The sequence below is a fragment of the Streptomyces sp. FXJ1.172 genome (assembly GCF_001636945.3).
Classification (GTDB): domain Bacteria; phylum Actinomycetota; class Actinomycetes; order Streptomycetales; family Streptomycetaceae; genus Streptomyces.
Genome location: NZ_CP119133.2, coordinates 2,817,422 through 2,839,641, shown reverse-complemented (window position 1 = coordinate 2,839,641; position 22,220 = coordinate 2,817,422). Strand labels below are relative to the sequence as shown.

The 22,220-nt window shown below is 70.0% G+C and carries 17 protein-coding genes and 1 pseudogene; 10 read left to right on the top strand and 8 right to left on the bottom strand.

Annotation, left to right across the window (positions count from 1 at the left end):
• Positions 1 to 73 precede the first annotated feature (73 nt).
• The 3 genes from A6P39_RS12520 to A6P39_RS12510 are packed head-to-tail and all read left to right on the top strand — an operon-like array spanning position 74 to position 3,062.
• On the top strand, positions 74 to 1,327 hold the full coding sequence (locus A6P39_RS12520) for a sugar ABC transporter substrate-binding protein (protein WP_275883852.1): 1,254 nt from the start codon (positions 74 to 76) through the stop codon (positions 1,325 to 1,327).
• Positions 1,324 to 2,235, top strand: coding sequence for a carbohydrate ABC transporter permease (locus A6P39_RS12515; RefSeq protein ID WP_067054613.1), 912 nt, complete (start codon positions 1,324 to 1,326; stop codon positions 2,233 to 2,235). The genes A6P39_RS12520 and A6P39_RS12515 overlap by 4 nt, the downstream gene beginning before the upstream one ends.
• On the top strand, positions 2,232 to 3,062 hold the full coding sequence (locus A6P39_RS12510; protein WP_067054612.1) for a carbohydrate ABC transporter permease: 831 nt from the start codon (positions 2,232 to 2,234) through the stop codon (positions 3,060 to 3,062). The genes A6P39_RS12515 and A6P39_RS12510 overlap by 4 nt, the downstream gene beginning before the upstream one ends.
• Here A6P39_RS12510 and A6P39_RS12505 read toward each other — a convergent pair.
• The 5 genes from A6P39_RS12505 to A6P39_RS12485 form a co-directional block, all read right to left on the bottom strand.
• A complete protein-coding gene (locus A6P39_RS12505; protein ID WP_067054610.1) occupies positions 3,055 to 3,402 on the bottom strand; it encodes a GNAT family N-acetyltransferase in 348 nt (115 codons plus the stop codon). The genes A6P39_RS12510 and A6P39_RS12505 overlap by 8 nt on opposite strands.
• Before the next feature lie 118 nt (positions 3,403 to 3,520).
• Positions 3,521 to 4,258, bottom strand: a complete 738-nt coding sequence (locus tag A6P39_RS12500) for a YoaK family protein (protein WP_067054608.1) — start codon at positions 4,256 to 4,258, stop codon at positions 3,521 to 3,523.
• Complete coding sequence (locus A6P39_RS12495) at positions 4,239 to 4,763, bottom strand: DoxX family protein (RefSeq protein ID WP_067054915.1); 525 nt, start codon at positions 4,761 to 4,763, stop codon at positions 4,239 to 4,241. Before A6P39_RS12495 ends, A6P39_RS12500 begins: the two co-directional genes overlap by 20 nt.
• 37 nt (positions 4,764 to 4,800) lie before the next feature.
• Complete coding sequence (locus A6P39_RS12490; RefSeq protein ID WP_067054606.1) at positions 4,801 to 5,463, bottom strand: hydrolase; 663 nt, start codon at positions 5,461 to 5,463, stop codon at positions 4,801 to 4,803.
• Positions 5,464 to 5,564: 101 nt separating this feature from the next.
• Positions 5,565 to 7,451 carry an amidohydrolase gene (locus A6P39_RS12485; protein ID WP_067054604.1) on the bottom strand — a complete coding sequence of 629 codons (1,887 nt, stop codon included), beginning with the start codon at positions 7,449 to 7,451 and terminating at the stop codon, positions 5,565 to 5,567.
• Between the two features lie 363 nt (positions 7,452 to 7,814).
• On the opposite strand from A6P39_RS12485, the gene A6P39_RS12480 reads away from it, so the two are divergent.
• Entirely contained in the window at positions 7,815 to 8,789 is a 975-nt protein-coding gene (locus A6P39_RS12480) for an alpha/beta hydrolase (RefSeq protein WP_067054603.1), read from the top strand.
• Between the two features lie 21 nt (positions 8,790 to 8,810).
• Positions 8,811 to 9,530 (top strand): alpha/beta fold hydrolase, encoded by a 720-nt coding sequence (locus A6P39_RS12475; RefSeq protein ID WP_067054601.1) that lies wholly within the window; start codon positions 8,811 to 8,813, stop codon positions 9,528 to 9,530.
• Positions 9,531 to 9,586: 56 nt separating this feature from the next.
• Here A6P39_RS12475 and A6P39_RS12470 read toward each other — a convergent pair whose 3' ends face one another.
• On the bottom strand, positions 9,587 to 10,747 hold the full coding sequence (locus A6P39_RS12470; RefSeq protein WP_067054599.1) for a low temperature requirement protein A: 1,161 nt from the start codon (positions 10,745 to 10,747) through the stop codon (positions 9,587 to 9,589).
• 276 nt (positions 10,748 to 11,023) lie between these two features.
• On the opposite strand from A6P39_RS12470, the gene A6P39_RS12465 reads away from it, so the two are divergent.
• Positions 11,024 to 11,605, top strand: a complete 582-nt coding sequence (locus tag A6P39_RS12465; RefSeq protein WP_067054597.1) for a Dps family protein — start codon at positions 11,024 to 11,026, stop codon at positions 11,603 to 11,605.
• 741 nt (positions 11,606 to 12,346) lie between these two features.
• Here the strand turns inward: A6P39_RS12465 and A6P39_RS12460 are convergent.
• Positions 12,347 to 13,783: an endo-1,4-beta-xylanase gene (locus A6P39_RS12460; RefSeq protein ID WP_067054595.1), complete on the bottom strand. Its 1,437-nt coding sequence runs from the start codon at positions 13,781 to 13,783 to the stop codon at positions 12,347 to 12,349.
• A gap of 513 nt (positions 13,784 to 14,296) precedes the next feature.
• Between A6P39_RS12460 and A6P39_RS12455 the strand changes: the two genes are divergently transcribed.
• The 4 genes and pseudogenes from A6P39_RS12455 (at position 14,297) to A6P39_RS12440 (ending at position 20,808) form a co-directional block, all read left to right on the top strand.
• A complete protein-coding gene (locus A6P39_RS12455) occupies positions 14,297 to 15,724 on the top strand; it encodes a non-reducing end alpha-L-arabinofuranosidase family hydrolase (RefSeq protein ID WP_275883851.1) in 1,428 nt (475 codons plus the stop codon).
• Between the two features lie 212 nt (positions 15,725 to 15,936).
• Positions 15,937 to 16,194, top strand: a pseudogene (locus tag A6P39_RS12450) (L-tyrosine/L-tryptophan isonitrile synthase family protein); the annotation flags it as partial.
• A gap of 194 nt (positions 16,195 to 16,388) precedes the next feature.
• Entirely contained in the window at positions 16,389 to 17,960 is a 1,572-nt protein-coding gene (locus tag A6P39_RS12445) for a sialidase family protein (protein WP_079133175.1), read from the top strand.
• A 172-nt stretch (positions 17,961 to 18,132) separates the two neighbouring features.
• The gene (locus A6P39_RS12440; RefSeq protein ID WP_067040678.1) at positions 18,133 to 20,808 is read left to right on the top strand and encodes a WD40/YVTN/BNR-like repeat-containing protein; all 2,676 of its coding nucleotides are present in this window, start codon (positions 18,133 to 18,135) and stop codon (positions 20,806 to 20,808) included.
• Between the two features lie 163 nt (positions 20,809 to 20,971).
• Here A6P39_RS12440 and A6P39_RS12435 read toward each other — a convergent pair whose 3' ends face one another.
• Entirely contained in the window at positions 20,972 to 22,039 is a 1,068-nt protein-coding gene (locus A6P39_RS12435; protein WP_067040675.1) for a polyprenyl synthetase family protein, read from the bottom strand.
• Positions 22,040 to 22,220: the final 181 nt, after the last annotated feature.

Sequence of the window (22,220 nt, the reverse complement as noted above, 5' to 3'; positions counted from 1 at the left end):
CGGTGTCAAAGCCTCTCCTCGGCGACGCGGGACGCCTGGCCTCGACCACAGGCTCGCTCGGGAAGGCACCACCTTGAACTCACCGGCCCCCAGACCGTCGGCGCGACGGATCACCACCCTCCTCGGGACCGTTGCCCTCGCACTGGCTGCCGCCGGTTGCGGCGGGGGAACCGGCGCCGCGTCGGCCCCGGGCAAGGTGACCTCCATCACCGCGCTCGACTACTACACCGACGCGACCGAGCACGCCCAGTGGAGCAAGCGGCTCACCGACTGCGGCAGGACCGCCGGCGTCAAGGTCGAGCACACCAGTGTCCCGTTGCCGTCGCTCATCCCCACGGTCCTGCGACAGGCGTCGTCACGCACCCTGCCCGACCTGCTGATGCTGGACAACCCCGACCTCCAGCAGATCGCGAGCACCGGCGCACTGACGCCGCTGGACCGCTACCGCATCGACACCACCGGCTTCGCCGAGGGCATCCTGTCGGCGGGCACCTACCGCGGGAAGGTGTACGGGCTGGCGCCCACCGTCAACACGGTCGCCCTCATCTACAACAAGGACATGCTCGCCCAGGCCGGTGTCGCCGTGCCACGGACCTGGGACGAGCTGCAGACGGCGGCCGCCCGCCTGACCCGCCCGGGGCGCTACGGCATCGCCGTCTCGGCCGACGCAACCCCCGAAAGCACCTGGCAGTTCCTGCCCTTCCTGTGGTCCAACGGCGGGGACGAGAAGCACCTGGACACGCCGCAGGCCGCGCAGGCCCTCCGGCTGTGGACCGACCTGGTGAAGAGCGGATCCATGTCGAGGTCGGCACTGAACTGGACCCAGGCCGACCTCCACGACCAGTTCGCCGCTGGAAAGGCCGCCATGATGGTCAACGGCCCCTGGCGGATCCCCGCGCTGAACAAGGACCGTGACCTGCACTGGGGAGTGGCCCCCCTCCCCGTCCGTCAGAAGGGGCAGACGCTCGTCCCGCCCCTCGGCGGCGAGGTGTGGACGGTGCCGCAGAACTCCTCCCCGTCCCGGCAGGAGAAGGCCGCCCAGGTCCTGGCCTGCCTGAACGGCCCCACGACCATGCTCGCCTTGGCGAAGGAGCACTTCACCGTGCCCTCCCGCACCGCGGTGGCGGCCCGGTACGCCGAGCAGGTCCCGTCGATGTCCGGCTTCGTCACCAGCGTGGAGCGGGCCCGGTCCCGTACCGCCGAACTCGGAGTCAGGTGGCCCGGAACGGCGACCGCGATATCCACGGCGATCCAGTCCGCGCTGACGGGCGAGCAGACGCCGCAGGAGGCGCTCCGGCGCGCGCAGCGGACCGCGACCGGTTCATGACCTGTCCGCCGGCCGCGACCCGGACCCGCTTGCGGGAACTGCTCGCCCCATGGCTGTTCGTCGTGCCCGCCGCGGTCTACCTGCTGCTGTTCTTCGGCTACCCGGTGGTCAAGAACCTGGTGTTGAGCTTCCAGCAGTACACGCCCGCCACCTTCTACACCGGGGCCGCGCCGTTCGTCGGGCTGCGGAACTACGCGGAGATCCTGTCGTCGGGCCTGTTCTCCCAGACACTGCTGACCACGGTCCTGTTCACCGCGGGTTCGGTCGCCGGGCAGTTCCTGCTCGGTCTCGCCCTGGCCCTGTTCTTCCGCCGCAGCTTCCCGCTCGGCGGTCTGTTGCGCTCGCTCCTGCTGCTGCCGTGGCTGCTGCCGCTGGTCGTCTCGGCCACGACGTGGAAGTGGATGCTCGACACCGACGACGGAGTCGTCAACAACGCACTGCGCGCCCTCCACCTCGTGTCGTCCGGCATCCCCTGGCTCACCGGCACCTCACAGGCACTCGTGTCGGTGACCCTCGTCAACATCTGGGTGGGAATCCCCTTCAACACCGCGATCCTGTACAGCGGCCTGCGGAACATCCCGGCCCAGCTGTACGAGGCGGCAGAGCTGGACGGCGCCGGTCCGGTGGCGTCGTTCCGCCACATCACGTGGCCGCTGCTGCGGCCCGCCGTGAGCGTCGTGCTGGTGTTGGGCGTGGTCTACACCCTCAAGGTGCTGGACATCATCCTCGTCGTGACGGGCGGAGGACCGGCCGACGCCACGCAGACCCTCGCCACCCAGTCCTACGAACTGTCCTTCCAGCAGTTCGAGTTCGGGCGCGGCGCCGCCATGGGCAACGTACTCATCATCCTCTCGCTCGTCCTCGCCCTCGTCTTCCTGCGCGCCGACCGGCGCGCCGCGCACCCATGAGGGGCGGGCCGGCGCGGCGCGGACGCCGCCGTGGCCTGCTCTCCACCGTCGTCGGGACAGTCCTGCTCGCGGTGATGCTGTTTCCCGTCTACTGGATGGTGAACGCCTCTCTGCAGCCGACGGGCACCACACTGGGGGCGGGCTGGTTCCCTTCCCGCCCGCACCTCAGCGGCTACGCCACGGCGCTGCGCGATCAGGGCCCCAACCTGGTCACCAGCCTCGTCGTGGCCCTCGGCAGCGTCGCGCTCAGCCTCGGGCTGGCGGCCCCGGCCGCCTACGCCCTGGCCCGGTTCTCCCTGCGGGGAACCCGCCTCGTACTCTTCGGAATCCTGTTCACGCAGATGGTGCCGGGCATCGTCGTGGCGAACGCGCTCTACGGCGCCTACAACGACCTGGGACTGCTGAACTCCCGCCTGGGACTCGTCCTCGCGGACTCCACCTCCGGGGTCCCGTTCGCCGTCATCATCCTGCACTCGTTCATGCGGGGCATTCCCAGGGAGATCATCGAAGCCGCGCGCGTGGACGGTGCCGGGAGGCTGCGCACCTTCTGCGCCGTGGTGCTGCCGCTGAGCCGGAACGCCCTGGTCACCGCCGCGCTCTTCACCTTCCTCTTCGCCTGGAGCGACTTCCTCTTCGGCCTCACACTGACCACCACCGAGACGGTCCGGCCGGTCACCCTGGGCATCTACGAGTACATCGGTGCTCACACGACCCAGTGGAACGCGGTGATGGCCACCGCGGTCCTGGCGTCGGTGCCGGCGGCGGTGCTGCTGGTCGTCGCCCAGCGCTTCCTCACCGTCGACGCCACCAACGGCGCGGTCAGGTGAGGGCCCGCAGCTCCGTCTTGAGCCAGTGCAGGATCTCCGGGGTCACCGGGTCGGTGATGTCCGCGAACTCCTCATGCCTCTCCAGGTACTTGGCCACATAGGGACAGACCGGCACGATGCGCATGCCTGAGCGGCGTACGTCGGTGAGTGCCTCCTGGACCAGGCGCGCGGCCAGCCCCTGTCCGGCGAAGGCGTCGTCGACCTCCGTGTGGTAGAAGACCCGCTGCTCGGCATGGTCGCGATAGGCGGTCAGACCGGCGAGCCGGCCGCCGACCGGAATCTCGTAACGGTGCCTGTCGTGCGCCCGTTCGACGGCCGGGGCCGGGGAGGGCCGGTTCATCGGGTTCCTTTCGGTGGGTGCGGGTCGGTGCTGCGCCGGGCCTCCATGGACGAGGGGTCCCGAGGAGGCGCCGAAGGTCCGGCTCCGGCGTTCGCGCCGGGGGTGGTCACCGCCGTGTTCATGGCCGTGGCCGCAGCCAGGGGGCGTCGGCGGCGGAGAGGCGATGGGCGGTCACGGAGGTGACCGCGAGCAGGACCAGGGTGAGGCTCAGGACGAGGACCAGGTGGCCGTGCAGCAGGAGCGCGGCTCCGACCAGGGCGCCGAGGAACATGGCGAGCACGGACAGGATCCGGCGGCCGGGGCGCGGCGCCTCGCCGCCGGCCGCCGTGGAGTCGGCGGCCAGGCCCGTCAGCGTCAGGGTCAGCACGGTGGTGGTGAGGTCCGGGACGCCGAGGCGCCGGGCGACCGCGTTCTGCAGCCCCATGGCGAGCCCCAGGAATACGATCAGCGTGTACTGGACGGAGGTGGTGACCCGGCCGTCGGCGACCGCGGCGACCACCACGGTCACGGTGACCAGCACCGTCTGCACCGCCGTCGCCGCCCTCAGCAGGTGCCCGCGGTGCGTGGCGAACCGGGTGCCGAGCCTGCCACCCGCGAGCGCGCCGAGGAGGAACGCGGTCACCGAGACGACGGACGCGAGCGCGGACAGGCTGCCGGCGCCTCCCAGGGCGAACCCCAGGAAGACCACGTTGCCGGTCATGTTGGCGACGAAGACGTGTCCGAGGGCCAGATAGCTCACCGAGTCCACCAGGCCGGTGACCACCGTCATGGTCAGCAGCAGCGGGGGGAGCGGACCATGACGTTCCTCGCCGCGGGGAAGGAGGGTGCGGACCGCGTCAGTCAGCAACGTGCGCATGCCGCACCCCTTCCGGCCCGGCGCCCGACCGGTGCAGCACCACGCGGGTGAGCAGTCCGCTCGCCGGACCCAGCACGATCGCGGCGACGGCGACCCACACCGGCCAGGAGGCGATGCCCAGAGCGTGGTCCACGGACCACCGTCCGGGTCCGGCGAGGGCCAGTGCGGCGGAGACGGTGACGAGGACCAGGGGGTATTCGTAGCCGTCGTTCTGTACCCACAGCCCCTTGTGCCACTTGACCGAGCCCGCGACCGTCATCACGCCCGTCGCGGCCATCGCGGCCAGCGGCGTGAGCAGCCCGAGGGCCAGGAACAGGCCGGCACCGATCTGACTGGCTCCCGCGACGAGTGCGGTCAGCACTCCGCCGCGGAATCCGTCACGGCGGAATTCCTCGGTTCCGCCCGCCAAGCCGTTGCCCCCGAGCCGGAAGCTCACCTTCTGCACCCCGTGACCGGCGATGAGCAAGCCCGCCACCAGCCGGAGGACCAGTAGTCCAGCGTCCATCGTGTTCCTGCCTGTTCCTGAATCGGAATCGGTGCGTTCAGCCGGCGGCGTGGGCGCCGATGACGGCCTGCGCGTATACGACCCCGAGGCCGTAGGCGCCGGCGTGCTCCTTGACGACCTCGGTGACCGGGACGTACGTCTCCGTGCGCGCCCAGTCCCGCTGGAGCTCCAGGAGCACCTGCACCCACGTCACCGGAACCGCGCCGGCCTGGATCATGCGCTGGACGGCGTGCTCATGTGCGTGCGGGCTGACGCCGCCGGACGCGTCGGTGACGACGTAGACCTCATAGCCCTGGGCGAGGGCCGACAGCGTCGGCAGGACGACACAGACCTCAGTCCACAGGCCGGCGATGACCAGCTTCTTGCGGCCGGTCGCCTTGACGGCCTCGACGAAGGGCACGTCCTCCCAGGCGTTCATCGAGGTGCGGTCGATGATCTTCTGGTCGGGGAAGACCGCGGCCAGCTGCGGCATGATCGGGCCGGAGAAGGACTCGGCGGCCACGGTGCTCAGCACGGTCGGCACGTCGAAGACCTTGGCGGCCTTCGCCAGGCCCACGGTGGCGTTCATGATTGAGGTGCGGTCACCGCTGGCGGCGGCGAAGAACATCTGTGGCTGGTGGTCCACGAAGAGCACGGCGCAGTTGTCGGGGGTGAGCAGGTCGGGGCTGGGGGCGGCGGTGACGTCGGAGATGTTGACCACGAGGATGAACCTTTCCTGTCTAGGTAGGACCGTCCGTGTGCGGACGGAGTCGGTGGGTGTCCCGGCATAGGCGCTCAACGGCCCGGCCCCTGCCGGGTGTTCTAGAGGTCGAAGCAGGGATCGAAGGGCGTGCTCGCGGTCTCCGGGGTGAGGCCACGGGCGATGCGCCACTGGCGGTGCTGCTCCGATTCGGCGACGGCCTGGCCGAGGGACTCCGCCTGGCGGGCGCCGGCCGCTGAGGGAGACGCCTGGTAGCCGCCGAAATGCGCCACCGGGCTCCAGGCGGGGCTGACGGGCGGCAGTTCCTCGTCCAGCCCCTCGTAGGTGCCGGCGGCGTAGACGATCCGCCCGCCGGTCACCGTCAGCAGCGACTCGATGTGCGCGATCTCAGGCTCGGGCACGGTGAAGTAGTCCTCGGACAGCATCGCCAGGTCCGCGTAGCAGCCCGGCCGCAGGACGCCCTTGACCTCGTCCTCGCCGGTCAGTACGGCGCCGGCGCGGGTGAACATCGTCAGCGCGGCCTGCCGGTCGACGCGGTTGGCCGGCGGGCGCAGCGTCAGATCGCCGACGGTGCGGCCGCTGACCAGCCAGTGCAGGGCCACCCACGGGTTGTAGGAGGACACCCGGGTGGCGTCGGTGCCGGCGGCCACGGTCAGCCCGCGGTCCAGCATGGCCCGGATCGGCGGGGCGTCCGCGGCGGCGCCGGGACCGTAGCGGCGCAGGAACGCCTCACCCTGGAAAGACAAACGATTCTGCACGGACATCGCGCCGCCGAGCGCGGTGATGCGGTCGAGGCTGTCCGTGGAGACGGTTTCCGCGTGGTCGAACAGCCACCGGTTCCCGGCCGGGAAAAGCCCGTCCGCGGCGAGTTTCTCGAAGACCGCGAGGTCCCGGCGGATGGTCTCGTCGTAGGTGGCGTGCAGCCGGAAGCCCCACCCGTTCTCCATGAGGAGACGGACGGCCTTCTCGAACTCGACCTCGTAGTCCGACGTGAGTTCTGGACGCGGCTCGGCGAAGTTCTCGAAGTCCGCGGCGGCCCAGGTGAGATTCTCGCCCGCGCCGTTCAGGCGCAGCCATTCGTCCCCGTCCTCGGGGCGGGCCATCTCGATCCAGCGGGCGAGATCGTCGACCTCCTGGCCCGGAGTCTGCGGGAAGAGATGATAGGCGATGCGCATCGAGAGCTGGCCGGCCTTGGCCAGTTCGATGACGGTGGCGTAGTTGTCGGGGAAGTTCTGGAATCCGCCGGCGGCGTCGATCGCCGAGGTCAGTCCGAACCTGTTCAGCTCGCGCAGGAAATGACGGGTGGAGGTTTTCTTGTCCTCCTCGCTCTCCAGGACCGGCGCCTTGGCGAGGGTCGAGTAGAGGATGAGGGCGCTGGGCGCGGCCAGCAGCATGCCGGTCGGTTCCCCGTCCCGGCCGCGCATGATCTGGCCGCCCTTGGGGTCGGGCGTGTCCTTGGTGAAGCCGGCGGCCTTGAGCGCCGCACGGTTCAGCACGGCCGAGTGGTACAGGTGCAGCACGAACACCGGGGTGTCCGGAGCGGCCGCGTTCAGTTCGGCGACGGTTGGCAGCCGGCGCTCGGCGAACTGCTCGACGGACCAGCCGCCCACCACCCGCACCCACTGGCCCTTCGGGGTACGCGCGGCCTGTTCACGCAGCATCGCCAGCCCCTGTCGCAGGCTGCGCACCCCGTCCCAGCGCAGCTCCAGTACGTAGTTCAGGCCCCCGCGGATCACGTGCAGGTGGGCGTCGTTGAGGCCGGGGACGACCCGGCGGCCGCATGCGTCGACCACCTTGGTGGCCGTACCGATGTGCGGGGCCACGTCGTTGTCGTCGCCGACGACGGTGATGACGCCGTCCCGGACCGCGATGGCCTCGGCGTGCGGGCGCCTCGGATCGGCTGTGTGGATCTTCGCGTTGCGGACGACGAGGTGTGCGGCGTCGTCGGAGGCATGCGGAACGAGCCCGCCGACCGGCATTGTCGACATCGCTTGAGATCCTTTCCGGGACAGGGGAGTTCGGTTCCGTCCACTCGCGGCGCGCCAAGGCGAAGTCCGGGATACGCGCCGCGCCGGTGGGATGGAAGGCAGACGCGGCAAGGGGCCGCGGTCTCGCTCGGGCCCTCACGATAGGCACGGCCGACCTGCTGCAATGTCTCCGCAGTGCACCGGACTTGGTCCCACAGTGCACTGCGTCGCTCAGTACTCCGCACGCTCGCCAGACGGCCGGAAGCCCGCAGTGCGCTGGGGGAACAGCGGTGGTGCGCTCACGGAGAACCCCGACCCGGCGACGCTCACTAGCGTGACCGGCGCACCACACGAAACAGTCCCTTGGAACATCGGGAGAGGCACATGTCCCATACCGTCGAGCCGGTTCAGCCGGTACTGGAACCCGCGGCGGCCGCCTTCGCGGAGGCGACCGCCAACCCGCCCTACCTCTTCGACCTGCCTCCGGCGGACGGGCGCAAGGCCGTCGACGAGGTGCAGTCCGGCGACATCGACAAGCCGGCGACCGACGAGGAGTGGATCACCGTCTCCGGCGGCCCCACGGGCAGTGTCCGGGCCCGCATCGTCAAGCCCGCCGGGGCCACCGGCACCCTCCTCCCGGTGATCCTCTACATCCACGGCGCCGGCTGGGTGTTCGGCAACGCCCACACCCACGACCGCCTGGTGCGCGAACTCGCCGTCGGCGCGGAGGCCGCGGTGGTCTACCCCGAGTACGACCTCTCGCCCGAGCACCGCTACCCGGTCGCCATCGAGCAGAACTACGCGGTCGCGCGGTGGGTCGTGCAGGAGGGCGCCGCCAAGGGCCTGGACGGCACACGGCTGGCCGTGGCCGGGGACTCCGTCGGCGGCAACATGAGCGCCGCCCTCACCCTGATGGCCAAGGAGCGCGGCGATGTCTCCCTGGTGCAGCAGGTGCTGTTCTACCCGGTGACGGACGCGGACTTCGACACGCCGTCCTACCATCAGTTCGCCACCGGTTACTTCCTGCGCCGCGACGGCATGCAGTGGTTCTGGGACCAGTACACGACCGACGAGGCCGAGCGCGCCCAGATCACCGCCTCCCCGCTGCGCGCCACCACCGAGCAGCTCACCGGCCTGCCCCCGGCCCTGGTCATCACCGGCGAGGCCGACGTCCTGCGCGACGAGGGCGAGGCGTACGCCAACAAGCTTCGCGAGGCCGGCGTCCCCGTCACCGCCGTGCGCTTCCAGGGCATCATCCACGACTTCGTGATGCTCAACGCCCTGCGCGGGACCCACGCCGCCGAGGCCGCCATCACGATGGCCGCCGGCACCCTGCGCGCCGCCCTGCACACCGCCTGACCGCAAGGAGATCCGGCAGACATGAGCACCACCACTCCCACCGTCGTCCTCGTCCACGGCGCCTTCGCCGACGCGGCCAGCTGGTCCGGCGTCATCGAGGAGCTCCAGCGCCATGACATCCCGGTCATCGCCCCGCCCAACCCGCTGCGCGGCCTGGCCTCGGACGCCGCGTACGTCGCCTCCGTGGCCGCCCAGATCGACGGCCCCGTCGTGCTGGTCGGCCACTCCTACGGCGGTGCGCTGATCACCGTCGCCGGCACCACGGAGAACGTCGTCGGGCTGGTCTACGTGGCCGCCTACGTCCTCGAAGAGGGCGAGAGCCTCGGCGAGCTGCAGGGCCGCTTCCCGCTCTCCCCGCTGGTGAGCAACCTCAAGCAGTGGACGTACCCCGTCGGGGACGGCGACCCGGCCGTCGAGGTGACCATCGCCGCGGACGCTTTCCCCTCGGTCTTCGCCGCCGACGTGCCCGCAGACGTCACGAAGGTGCTGGCCGTGGCGCAGCGCCCGCTGGCCGCCGCCGCCTTCGAGGAGACGGCCTCCGCCGCCGCCTGGAAGACCAAGCCGTCCTGGGCGCTGGTCGCGGGCGCCGACAGCGCGATCAACCCGGAGGTGGAGCGCTTCGGCGCGAAGCGCGCGGGGGCGACCGTCGTCGAGATCGAGGGCGCCTCGCACGCGGTCGCCGTCTCCCAGCCGAAGCAGGTCGCCGAGCTGATCCGCGAGGCGGTGCGCGCCACGACCTGACCAGGGGAAAGGGGTGCTGCACGGAGAAGGACTCCGGGCGGCACCCCATTTCCGTGTCACGGGTCCTCTCGCCGTACCCGCTCGGCCCGGTCGACCAGCGTGACCACGACGACCAGGGCCGCCGCCGCCAGAGCGGCGAGGAGGGCCGGCGCCGGCGAGCGGGCAGCCATCAGGACTGCCACCGCCACCGCGGGAAACGCAAGCTGTTCGCCCCGGCTCCGCCGGTGCGGCCGGACATGCACAGCCCACACGGTGATGAGGAAGACCGCCGCCGGCACCGTGACCGCGCCACCCGCCGACAACGGCGGGGCACCGGTGCGCCTGGTGATCAGCTGGGCGTACGCCGCCAGGCCGGCTCCCTCGGCGGCTGCCGAGGCGAAGATCAGGTAGTGGCCGTACGCCCAGGTGAACCTCCTGCGATGGGCCTGGTGCGAGGTGGCGAGCAGGGTATGGGCCGGCCGGGCGAAGTACAGCCACCACAGGGCGAAGACCAGAAGCAGGCCACCTGCCGCCAGCAGGTACAGGGCCGCGGTGCCATGGTCCCGGTTCAGGGCACCGCGGACCGCCGCCGCGGCGGCCGCGACGGACTCACCCAGCACGATGAGGACGAACAGCCCGTACCGCTCGGCGATGTGCTGCGGATGCCACGGCGTCATTCCGGCGGACTGCGCCCACACCGGAACGCAGACCTCGGCAACGATCAACGCGATGATGGCCGGCAGGCGCGCCGGGGCCGGGAGAAAAAGCACCCCGGACCAGCCGACCTGACAAACCGTCACTCCCGTGGCGAAGCGGAGCGCGGTCCGCCGCCGAGCGGGATCCGATCGTGCGACACGCAGCCACAGCGTGGTCAGCGTCGTACGCAGGACGACGTATCCGAGCGTGACGACGCGCAGATCGCCTTCCTCGAACGCGCTCGGGACACCGGCGGCGAGAATGAGGGAGCCCGCGATCTGGACCAGCACCGTCAACCGGTAGGGGACGTCGTCAGGGTCATAGGCGGATGCGAACCAGGTGGAGTTCATCCAGGCCCACCAGATCGTGAAGAAGACCAGCGCGAAGCGCAGGGCGCCGGCGAGCCAGTGCCCGCTCGTCACCGCCGTGTTCAGACACGCGGATGCCTGCGCGACCGCGATGACGAAGCACAGGTCGAAAAAGCACTCCAGCGTCGTGGCGGTTCTGTGCGCTTCCCTCGGGTCCCGCCCCCGCAGGCTCAACGCGGGGCTCCCGGGGCGCAGTCCACCCTCCGCTGCTCGATCGGCATCATGCCTCTCCTCGTCGTTTTCCGGGCCCACGTCGTCAGCGACGTTAGGCGGGACGAGGTGCTGAGCCGTGCCCGCCGGCGCACGGGGGCTTGCCCGAGAGCGAACAAGGGCACGCACGGATCGTTCCGTGCGCTCCCGAGCACGTGCATGTGCGCTTCAGGGCAACCCACCCGCCGTGCCGGCACCTAGCGTCACCCGTGTCCACGGCCAGTCAGCAGGAGGCGGAACATGACCATCGAATCCCAACACGTCGGCAGCCAGCCGTGGCTGCACCAGAAGGGCGAGATCATCCAGGAGTTCGGGACCGTGAAGCAGTTCCCCCTCGGCCTGTCCTACGAGACGCGCATGTACTCCTGCCAGCGCCTCAACAAGGTCCTCGCGGACACCCAGATCCTTTACGGCCTCTACAAGAAGCACCACTGGCTGATGCGCGGGGCGACCTTCTACCAACTCCACCTGGTCCTGGACAAGCACGCGGGGGAACAGCTGGAACTCGTCGATGCCCTCGCCGAGCGGGTCCAGACCCTGGGCGGTGTCGCCGTGGGCGATCCCCGGCACCTCGCCGAGATCACGTCGATCCCGCGCCCTCCGGACGGTGTCGAGGAGGTCCCGGCGATGCTCTCGCGGCTGCTGGAGGCCCACGAGGTCATCCTGACGGAGGCCCACGAGGCGGCCGCCCGCACCGCCGAGCTGGGCGACGACGGCACCAACGACCTGCTCGTCTCCCAGGTGATCCGGACCGGCGAACTCCAGGCGTGGTTCCTCGCCGAACACCTGGTCGATACGCCCTTGGTCCGTGTCCGGGCCTGAGCGATGACCTCCTCACGGCCTTTTGAACCGCCCGCCCGCGGTTCGCGCCCCTCAGGCGTATGAGGACGGCCTCAGCGTCCGGTTGAGGATCTGCGCACCCAGCCGGTCCGGACAGTTCCAGCCGAGGGTGAGGGAGAGATGTCGTCCTGACGCTCGGTTGACGCTCCTGACACCGAACGCAGGACAACCGCCGAAACGTGGGCCTGACCTGGTCTTTTCCGAGACCTGCTCAGGCCGGCATCTTTCCGATGACGCATCACGTGGAGTGCGTGGCGATTCTGGAGCCTGCAGCAAAGGGCGTCTGACCTGCTGTTCTTCTGGTTTCCCAGGTTGCGTGCGGGTCGTGCCGACATGTTCGCTCTGACGCGGTTGTCCCGGACAGGTAGCGCGGGTCAATCGCCAACTGGCACGTCCTGTCGGGCGAAGGCGACGCGCACCCGCAGTCTTGGATGGCGGCAGCCGAGTGCGAGCCGGTGTCCGAAGCGAGCGAGGGCGGATCCCCGGGTGAGCTGGTTGCCGCAGTCTGCTCAGCCCTGAGCAGGACGGGCTCTCGGCCACGGTGTTCGCCCTCGCCGCCACGGCGGGCGCCGGATGCACCGCGGCGAGCATCCCGCTCGCGAGGTCGCCGCCACCACGGCGGCGTCCCGGGACCGTCAGCGATGTCCCTGCGGAGGGGCGGGAGAAGCCGCACCGTAGGCTGGCACGGCTTCACCTTCACCCCTTCGTGTGTTGCGAGCCCCCTCAGGTACGGGTCCAGCGTTGGTTGTTGCCGTTCGAGCAGGAGTAGAGCTGGATCTGGGTGCCGTTGGCGGTGCCGCCTGAGACGGCGTCGAGGCAGAGGCCGGACTGGACGCCGACGATGGATCCGTCGGAGTTGAGGCGCCATTTCTGGTTGTCGCCGCCCCAGCAGCTGTAGATCTGGACTTTGGCGCCGTTACCTGTGCCGGCGGCGTCAAGGCACTTGTTGCCGTAGACCCTCAGCTCGCCGGCGTCGGTGTACGTCCACTGCTGGTTGGTGCCGCTGTGGCAGTCCCACAGCTGGACCTGGGTGCCGTCGGTGGTGCTGGATCCGGGCACGTCCAGGCAACGGCCCGAACCGACGCCCTTGATCTCTCCACCGGTCGCAGGAGGGGGCGTCGTGGAGCCGCCGCCGTTGAGTGCGTTGAGGACGGCGGTGTAGGCAGGCTTCTTGCTGCCGTCGCCGTTGAACAGCAGCGGCGTGTCCCCCGATCGCCAGGAGTCGGTGTCGCGCACACCCCAGACGGTGATGCCGAGGCAGCGCGGGACGGCCAGGCAGTCGTTGGTCACGTTGGCGTAGGTCGAGGCAGGGGCGCCCTGGATGTCGAGTTCGGTGATGGCCACGTCGACACCGAGGGCGGCGAAATTCTGCAGGGTGGTGCGGAAGTTGCTGTCGTAGGGGCTGCCGCTGTTGAAGTGCGACTGGAACCCGACGCAGTCGATCGGCACGCCGCGCTGCTTGAAGTCCCGGACCATGGCGTACACGGCCTGGGTCTTGGCCCAGTTCCAGTTCTCGATGTTGTAGTCGTTGTAGCAGAGCTTGGCCGCCGGGTCGGCGGCGCGCGCGGTGCGGAAGGCGACCTCGATCCAGTCGTTGCCCGTGCGTTGCAGGTTGGAGTCCCGCCGAGCTCCCGAATTGCCGTCGGCGAAGGCCTCGTTCACGACGTCCCACTGGGCGATCTTGCCCTTGTAGTGACCCACGACGCCGTTGATGTGGTCGATCACCGCCTGGCGCAGTGAGCTGCCGCTGAGGCTCTGCATCCAGGCGGGCTGCTGGGCGTACCAGGCCAGTGTGTGGCCACGCACCCGCTTGCCGTTCTGCACCGCCCAGTTGTAGACGCGGTCGCCGGCGCTGAAGTCGAACTGGCCCCGCTGTGGTTCGGTGGCGTCGATCTTCATCTCGTTCTCGGCCGTCACCATGTTGAACTCACGGCTCGCGATCGTCGTGTACGCCGAGTCGCCCAGCCGGCCGGCGGCGATGGCGGTGCCGAAGTAGCGGCCGCTCTGTGCCGCCGCGGCGCCGAGCGTGTTCTCGGCGGCGTGTGCGGGCGGCGGTGCGGCCAGTGCGGTGACCGTACCGAGGACGCCGACGACCAGTGCCAGCAGCAGGTTGCGGCTCTTGTGGCGGCTATCGGATCTGGGAAGGGCATACGAGCCCATGACTGTGCCTCCGAGGTAGAAATCGCTGATCGACTGATGCGCGGGGAATTGCGCCGTCCGGCCAGAGATGATTGAGGCGTGACCGTGGATCGTCAATACTGTTCGCCGCAGAAATTTCCGATTGATCTCCGAAACTTTCGATAATCCGGTAAGCGGACGATGGCCTCCGCTGCCCGACGTCGACGGCGCGGAGAAATTGCGGCATATCACGGACCTTTGAGGCGGGATCCACCGAGTGGCTGAACGGTCCGCACATCGCTCCGCTCCGGGGTCAAGTCGCTTACGAGTCAGTCAGTTGACGGTGTGACGGGCACTGGTCGGCACTCGGTGGAGCGAATGTTTCGGCAATTGTGGCGATACATGCGAGAGGTATTGACGCCGTTCGCCGGTTCTCTATCATTCGGGTTGCTCGACACTTCGATCCTTGTTCGGAATAGCGAACATTCCGGCCATCGCTGCATGTCAGGAATGGGCATGTCATGGCCCCGCCAACTGAAGGTTGAGGACGTATCCATGCACCCAGGAAGTTTCAGCCGCAGGCATCCGTCAGTGGTGCTCGCCGCCGTGGTTGCGGCCCTGGCCGCGTTGGCGGCGATGCTCGTCGCCGCCCCGGCTCAGGCGGCTTCCAGCGGCGCCTTGCGCGGTGTCGGTTCCGGCCGGTGCCTCGATGTGCCGGGCGCGAGCCAGACCGACGGCACGTCTCTCCAGATCTATGACTGCTGGGGCGGGACCAACCAGCAGTGGACGCTGACGGACAGCAACCAGCTCACCGTGTACGGCAACAAGTGCCTGGATGTTCCGGGCCACGCCACCACGGCCGGGACCAAGGTGGAGATCTGGTCCTGCAACGGCGGCACGAACCAGCAATGGCGGGTGAACTCCGACGGCACGGTCGTCGCCGTGGAGTCCGGACTGTGCCTGGACGTGTCGGGCGGAGCCACGGCTAACGGCACGGCGGTGCAGCTCTGGAACTGCACCGGCACGGACAACCAGAAGTGGACCGGCCTGTCCGGGACGACCTCGCCGGGTGGCGGCACGTGTTCGCTGCCGTCGACCTACCGGTGGTCCTCGACCGGTCCGCTGGCGCAGCCGGCGAACGGGTGGGTGTCGCTGAAGGACTTCACCGACGTGACGTACAACGGCAAGCACCTGGTCTACGCGTCGAACGTGTCGGGATCGTCGTACGGCTCGATGATGTTCCAGCCCTTCACGAACTGGTCCGACATGGCGTCGGCCGGCCAGACCGGGATGAACCAGGCCACGGTCGCGCCCACCCTGTTCTACTTCGCGCCCAAGAACATCTGGGTACTGGCGTCCCAGTGGGGTCAGTGGCCCTTCTTCTACCGCACCTCCAGTGACCCCACCAACCCGGGCGGCTGGTCCGCGCCGCAGGCGCTGTTCACCGGCAGCCTCCCCGGCGGCGCCGCCCCGATCGACCAGACCCTGATCGCCGACGACCAGAACATCTACCTGTTCTTCGCCGGCGACAACGGCAGCATCTACCGGGCGAGCATGCCGATCGGTAACTTCCCGGGCAACTTCGGCTCGTCGTACACGACGGTCATGAGCGACACGGTGAAGAACCTGTTCGAGGCGCCGCAGGTCTACAAGGTCCAGGGCCAGAACCAGTACCTCATGATCGTCGAGGCGCGGGGGGCGAACGAGCAGCGCTACTTCCGCTCGTTCACGGCCTCCAGCCTGAACGGCTCGTGGACCCCGCAGGCCGCCGGCGAGAGCAACCCCTTCGCGGGCAAGGCCAACAGCGGCGCCACCTGGACCAACGACATCAGCCACGGTGACCTGGTCCGCAACAACCCCGACCAGACCATGACCATCGACCCCTGCCACCTGCAGTTCCTCTACCAGGGCAAGTCCCCCTCCGCGAGCGGCCCCTACGACCAACTGCCCTGGCGGCCGGCTGTCCTCACCCTGCAACGCTGAACCGGCCTGTGTACCTCGCCGACGGCCGGCCTCACCCAGATCGGGCCGGCCGTCGCCTACGCCACCATGAAGCAGGGCCGGGGAAGCCGATGAACCGCTGACGAGCGCCGAGCCGGACACGGTGCTCTGCTGGAGGCTCTATGCGTCGACTCCAGCCGCCGGGCCGGGCTGGTGTTGAGCATGCCACCCGCCGCCGTGCTCCGTCTCCACCCCGCGACGTCCTCGGCGATCTCCCGCACGACACGAAACGCACCCACATCCACGAGCGCTACGCCCCCACCCTGGAGGCCCTCCGCGCCGAGACCCGCGCCGACGACCAGGCCCTGGCCCTCTACCGGGGCATCACCCGCTTCCTCGTCGAGGACACCGCCGGCTGGACCGGCACCCGCTCCGCGCTCCAGCGCGCCTGCCGTCAACGGGCCTACGGCGTCATCCACGGCAGCCGCGCCTGGGACACCCTGATCGCCGAGGTCCGGACAGCGGCAGGCATCACGACTGCCTCCGGCGGGCGATTGTTGACGTGTCCTTGACCGCTTCCTTCAACTCCGCTCTCGCCACGCGGGTCTAGGCTCGCCGGGCGACTCACGTCCCGGCGATACCGGGGCCGTACCTGCGCCAGCACAGCCCAAGACGAACCGCACTTCGCGGAGTTGGGGGAATCGCCATGCGCACACGTACAAGAGCGTCTCTCGTGGCCACCGCGGCCGCGTTCCTGCTCGCCGCCGCTGTGGGCAGCTCCGCTGCCGCGGGTGACGGACAGCCCGTCCGCCTGGTCTCACCCGGTGACCCGTACGCCGCCTGCGACATCAGCGCCGACGGGAGCGGCACCAACTACCCGTCCGCAGAGGACGAACCGTACGTCACCGCCGACCCGCGCGATCCGCACAACGCTGTCGGCATCTTCCAGCAGGACCGCTGGTCCAACGGCGGCGCCCGCGGGCTGACCGCCACGTACACCCACGACGGGCAGCACTTCGCCGAGACTCCGCTGCCGTTCTCGCACTGCGCGCCGGGCGGGCTGAACTACCAGCGTGCGTCGGACGGTTGGGTGAGCGCCGGCCCCGACGGCACCGTGTACGCCAGCGGGCTGGTGTTCGACGCCACCGACGCGCGCAACGGCGTGGCCGCCTCGACGTCGTACGACGGCGGGCGCACCTGGAAGCACACCACTCCTCTGATCGACGACACGCAGATCCAGTTCACCGACGACAAGAACTCCGTCACCGCCGATCCCGTCCATCCCGGTGTCGCCTACCAGGTCTGGGACCGCATCGACGAGGACGACTCCGCCAAGGTCTACGACGGCCCCGCCTACCTCTCCGTCACCCGTGACGGCGGACGGCACTGGTCCACGGCCCGCCCGTTCGTGGACACCTCCGTCGTCCCGCACTCGCAGACCATCGGCAACGTCATCGTCGTCGACCCGCGCACCGACACCCTCTACGACGTCTTCGACTGGCAGACGTACGACATCGACTACACGACCGGCACCTTCACGCCCACCGACCTGCACTTCGCCATGGTCGAGTCGACCGACCAGGGCCGTACCTGGAGCAAGCCGGTCACCATCGCCAAGGACACCGCCGCACCCGAAGTCGACCCCAACGCCCCCGCCGACGCGTCCAAGTCCCTGAGGGCGGGGGGCGATCTGCCCAGTGTCGCGATCGATCCGCGCACCGGTGAGCTGTATGTCGCCTACGAGGGTTCGGACTTCAGCGGTGGCGCCTACGATTCCGTGGAACTGACCCACTCCACCGACGGCGGCCGGACCTGGTCCGCCCCGCAGCGGGTCAACTCCGTCGCCTCCGCCCCCGCCTTCACGCCCTCGATCAGCGTGGACGCACGTGGCACGGTCGCGATCACCTACTACGACCTGCGCTACCTCACCGTGGGAAACACCACGACCCTGCCCACTGCCGCCTGGCTCCTCACCTTCCCACGCGGTGCGCAGGGCCGTCCCGCCGAGCGCCGCATCTCCCGCCTCTTCGACTGGCTCCAAGCGCCTTACGCCGGAGGCCACTTCCTCGGCGACTACGAGGGCCTCACCACGGACGGCCGCTTCGCCGTACGGCCGCTGTTCGTCGAGACCAATGCCGGCGCGCCGCAGGACTCCACGGACGCCTACAGCGGGCTGTTCCCCGCCGGAAGGGGCTACGGACCCTCTGCCACGGCCACGGGCACAGGGCGCGCGACGGGATCCCCGGCAGCAGCCCGGCCGCACCGGCTCGTCCGCTGATCGACGTCCAGTCCCAAGGGCGCTGTCGCGAAAGCAACTCCGGATTCAAGCGAGCCGCAAGGTAAACAGCGTGCCATTTTTCCTGTGAGCCCTTTGTGTGGCTGTTGTGGTCACGCCAAGATCCCCTCTGCGTCGGGGCACCCCCATATGCCTGGCGCAGGGAGGAGAGGGCATGTTGCCCCCGAAGCATCAGCGACGGTTCATGACCTGCACCGTCGTAGCTGCCGCGTTCGGACTGGTAAGCACCCAGGCGCTCGCGGCGTCGCATGACACGAGACCCCGGCCCTGGCAGGCGCGCCACCAGGCCGCCATGGGCCGTGAGCACATCAAGGCGGTGCACGCCGGCCACGGCATGTCCGCCCTCGCCGCGACCGAGGGCGACGACGGCGGCGCCGACGAGGCGGAGAACTCGGCCGAGTCGACGGCCCAGTTCACCGAGGCCCGCACCGCGCCCGGTGTGGTCGCGCCCGGCGCCTACGGCGCGGCCTGGCAGCAGCTGCAGTCGATGCGGCACACGTCCGGCGGCTGGGACCACGTCACCAAGAAGGCGTACAACTCGGACGACCCCCGCTACCGCGATGTGAACTCCAACTCCAGCGGTGGCGCGGGCGACGTGACCGGCCGGATCACCGGGATCGCCGCCGACGACCAGGGGTATGTGTACGCGGGCGGCGCCAACGGCGGTGTCTTCCGGTCCACGACCGGCGGCGGACACTGGAAGCCGATCTCGGACAAGCTGCCGTCCCTGTCGACGGGCACCCTTTCCCTCGACGGGCAGAACCGCCTCTGGTACGCCACGGGCGAGTCCAACACCGGGGCGACGTCCTTCGTCGGTACGGGCGTGTACGTCCTGAAGGACCCGCGTCACGGGCAGTTCCAGCCCGGCGACCGCGTCGGCGGCGCCGAACTGGAGTCCACCGTCATCCACGCCCTGCGCTTCGCCGGCACCAAGGTGTGGGCCGCCACCAGCACCGGCGTGTGGTCGCACTCCACGACCACCCTGTCCGGTCCGTGGAAGCACGAGTTCGCCCCCAACCCGGACTATCTGCCCGGCGGTTCGAAGGCGGACGACCCGAGCGCGCCGTACAAGAACATCGCCAACGACATCGCCGTGGACCCCAAGGACCCCAACAAGGTCCTCCTCGCGGTGGGCTGGCGCGGCGGTGACACCTACAACGGCCTGTACGCGAAGGCGGACGACGGCAGCTGGAAGCCGGCCGGCGGGCTCGGCGACCTGCCCACCAGCAGCGCCGACGTCGGCAACATGACCTTCGCCGCCGCTGCCGACGGCTCGCGCCTGTACGCCATCGACCAGTCCCCGGCGCAGATGGCCGCGAACCCGGACAGCGGGCTCAAGGGCGTGTACGTCTCGAAGAACGGCTCACCGTTCGGCCCGTGGACGCTGATCGCGGACTACACCAAGCTGAAGGCGTCCGGCTCCGCCCTGCAGACCGCGGGCTACATGCCCGGTATCCAGTCCTGGTACAACCAGTTCCTCCAGGTCGACCCGGCCAACGCCGACCACCTCTACCTCGGCCTGGAAGAGGTCTTCGAGACCAAGAACGGCGGTCAGAGCTGGACCGTTCCGGGCCCGTACTGGAACTTCCCCTTCCCGTGCTGGAGCATCGACCCGGCCAAGCAGACTGGTGACTGCTCGCCCACGACCCATTCCGACCAGCACGCGGTCGCGATCGGCAGCTACCGGGGCAAGACCTGGGCGTACGTCGGCAACGACGGCGGCATCTACCGCCGCCCGCTGAACGGCGCCGTCGACTCCGGCGGTCACGCCAAGGACTGGCAGTCCCTGAGCGACGGCACCATCGACACCCTGCAGTACTACTCGGTGGGCGTCGGCAAGGACCTGACCAACGGCGGCGTCTCGGTGACCGGTGGCCTGCAGGACAACGGCCAGTCGATCCTGCGCGGCCGTGACAAGGTCATGGGCTCGAACTTCGGCGGCGACGGCGGCGACACCATCACCGACCCCGCCAACGGCTGCAACATCGCCCAGGAGTACGTCTACCTGGACATGTGGGTGACGCAGAACTGCGGTGTGAACAACGGCGCCTGGTCGACGGACCCGACGAAGGCCACCGAGTACGAGGTCGCCCCGCCGGACAAGGACCTGGGCGGCGCGGGCGCCCGCTTCATCGCGCCGATCACCGCTGACGCCAAGGACGCCAACACCTGGATCGCCGGTGGCCGGCACGTATGGGTGAACACCAAGGGCTACGCCATCCGCTCCGGCAAGGAGTGGACAGACGCCTACGACCTCGGTGACGGCCACGTGGCCACGGCCGTGGCATCCTCCGGCGGCACGGTGTACGTCGGCTGGTGCGGGCCCTGCAACAACCAGGGCTTCACCCGGGGCATTGCCGTCGGCAACGCCGACGGCACCGGCTGGCACCAGCTCAACCTCCCCGTCGACGGCACCATTCCGAACCGCTACGTCTCCGGCTTCGAGGTCGACCCGGCCGACGCCCAGCACGTCTACGTGGCCATCAACGGTTTCTCCCGCCGCTTCACCGAGGGCCCCGGTGCGGGCGTCGGCCACGTCTTCGAGTCCAAGGACGGCGGCGCGAGCTGGACGGACATCTCCGCCAACCTGCCCGACGTGCCCGCCGACACGGTCAAGCTCCTCCCGGACGGCGGCCTCGCCCTCGGCACCGACCTGGCAGCCTTCTACCGGCCGGCTGGCGCCACGAAGTGGCTGGTTCTGGGGCACGACCTGCCCACCACCGCCGTGATGCAGCTGCGCCTCGGCCCCGACGGCAAGCTGTACGCCGCCACCCATGGCCGCGGCATCCGGTCCTTCGACGTACGGCGCCTCAAGGGCCGTAAGGACTGAGGACTGAGGACCGATCAACGCTCGTACGCCCCCGTCGTACGACGATGGCCGGTGCGGGCCCCCTCGCGGGGCGCACCGGCCGTCCGGCGTCCGGCGCGCCGCGAGCGGGTTCGCGTCACCTTCGTCGCGCGCTGCGCGCCGGTGCTGCCCGTGGACGGCGGGGTCAGGCGGTCTGGTCGAGCACGACGTCGCACAGTGCGTCCAGCGCGGTGCGCGCGGGTATCGCAGGGAGCGACTCCAGCGCGGTGCGCGCGGCGGCGACCCGGTCCCGCATGAGGGCCCGGGACCGGGCGACGGCGGCGGAGCCGCGGAAGAGGTCCAGCGCGCGCCGGTGGGCCCGGGGGTCGGTGACCGGCCCGGCCTCCACCAGGGCGCGCAGTTCGGCCCCTTGGGCCGAGTGATCGCCGCGGGCGAACAGCACCGGGAGGCTCGGTACGCCGGCCCGCAGGTCCGCGCCCTGCTCCTTGCCGCTGTCCTCGGCAGGCGACAGCAGGTCGATCAGGTCGTCGGCGATCTGGAAGGCGGCACCGAGACCGGTTCCGTACGCGATCAGCGCCTCGGTGTCGGCTTCGGAGGCACCCGCCTGCAACGCGCCGATGCTCAGCGAAGTGGTCAGCAGCGCCACGGTTTTGCCGGCGATGACCTCGAAGTAGTGCTCCACCGGATCCTCGCCGGGTGCCGGGCCCATGAGTTCGCGCAGCTGCCCCTCGACCAGCCGGACGGCGACGCGGGAGTGGTGGTGCACCGCCTGCGAACCGAGGCCGGCGGCGAGCCGGGCGGCGCGCGCGAGCAGCAGGTCGCCGCCGCGCACGGCCTGCCGGTTGCCCCAACGGGCGTTGGCGCTGGGCACACCGCGCCTGCTCGCCGCGGCGTCCATGACGTCGTCGTGGTAGAGCGACGCGATGTGGATGAGTTCCATGACGACCGCGGCCCGGGTGACCCCCTCGCGCTGCGGCCGGCCGAACTCGGCTGCCAGCAGTACCAGGACGGGACGGAGCCGCTTTCCGCCGGCGGCCGCGACATGACCGGCCAGTTCGGTGATCCGGGGGTCGGCGACTTGTGTGACGGTGTGCCGCAGCTCCTGTTCCACCGCCGCGAGTCCGGCGCTGACGCGCTTTTCGGCGCTCCGGTCGGCCAGACGGAAGCGCAGGCCACGGCCGCCACGGAGCCTGTGCACAACCGCCTCGGCGTCGGCCCGCCGGCCGAGGGGGGAGATCGTGTCGGACGTCACTGGCCCGCACCGGCCCTCACGCGCACGGCCATGGATGAACTCCCCACAGGATGGACGACTTGGCAGCTTCGCGGTCCTGACGGCCCGGTTCCGGACCGGCTCCGGCGCCGACCGGACCTCCGCTCTTCGAGGCTCGGCAACCGCGGGGCACCGGACAACCCCGGTGTCCGGTTGCTGTCAG

Bases quoted from the DNA above. Each gene is read 5' to 3' on its own strand.
- A6P39_RS12515 (WP_067054613.1), top strand. From the start codon at position 1,324: ATGACCTGTCCGCCGGCCGCGACCCGGACCCGCTTGCGGGAACTGCTC.
- A6P39_RS12510 (WP_067054612.1), top strand. From the start codon at position 2,232: ATGAGGGGCGGGCCGGCGCGGCGCGGACGCCGCCGTGGCCTGCTCTCC.
- A6P39_RS12505 (WP_067054610.1), bottom strand. From the start codon at position 3,402: ATGAACCGGCCCTCCCCGGCCCCGGCCGTCGAACGGGCGCACGACAGG.
- A6P39_RS12500 (WP_067054608.1), bottom strand. From the start codon at position 4,258: ATGCGCACGTTGCTGACTGACGCGGTCCGCACCCTCCTTCCCCGCGGC.
- A6P39_RS12495 (WP_067054915.1), bottom strand. From the start codon at position 4,763: ATGGACGCTGGACTACTGGTCCTCCGGCTGGTGGCGGGCTTGCTCATC.
- A6P39_RS12485 (WP_067054604.1), bottom strand. From the start codon at position 7,451: ATGTCGACAATGCCGGTCGGCGGGCTCGTTCCGCATGCCTCCGACGAC.
- A6P39_RS12480 (WP_067054603.1), top strand. From the start codon at position 7,815: ATGTCCCATACCGTCGAGCCGGTTCAGCCGGTACTGGAACCCGCGGCG.
- A6P39_RS12475 (WP_067054601.1), top strand. From the start codon at position 8,811: ATGAGCACCACCACTCCCACCGTCGTCCTCGTCCACGGCGCCTTCGCC.
- A6P39_RS12465 (WP_067054597.1), top strand. From the start codon at position 11,024: ATGACCATCGAATCCCAACACGTCGGCAGCCAGCCGTGGCTGCACCAG.
- A6P39_RS12460 (WP_067054595.1), bottom strand. From the start codon at position 13,783: ATGGGCTCGTATGCCCTTCCCAGATCCGATAGCCGCCACAAGAGCCGC.
- A6P39_RS12455 (WP_275883851.1), top strand. From the start codon at position 14,297: ATGCACCCAGGAAGTTTCAGCCGCAGGCATCCGTCAGTGGTGCTCGCC.
- A6P39_RS12445 (WP_079133175.1), top strand. From the start codon at position 16,389: ATGCGCACACGTACAAGAGCGTCTCTCGTGGCCACCGCGGCCGCGTTC.
- A6P39_RS12440 (WP_067040678.1), top strand. From the start codon at position 18,133: ATGTTGCCCCCGAAGCATCAGCGACGGTTCATGACCTGCACCGTCGTA.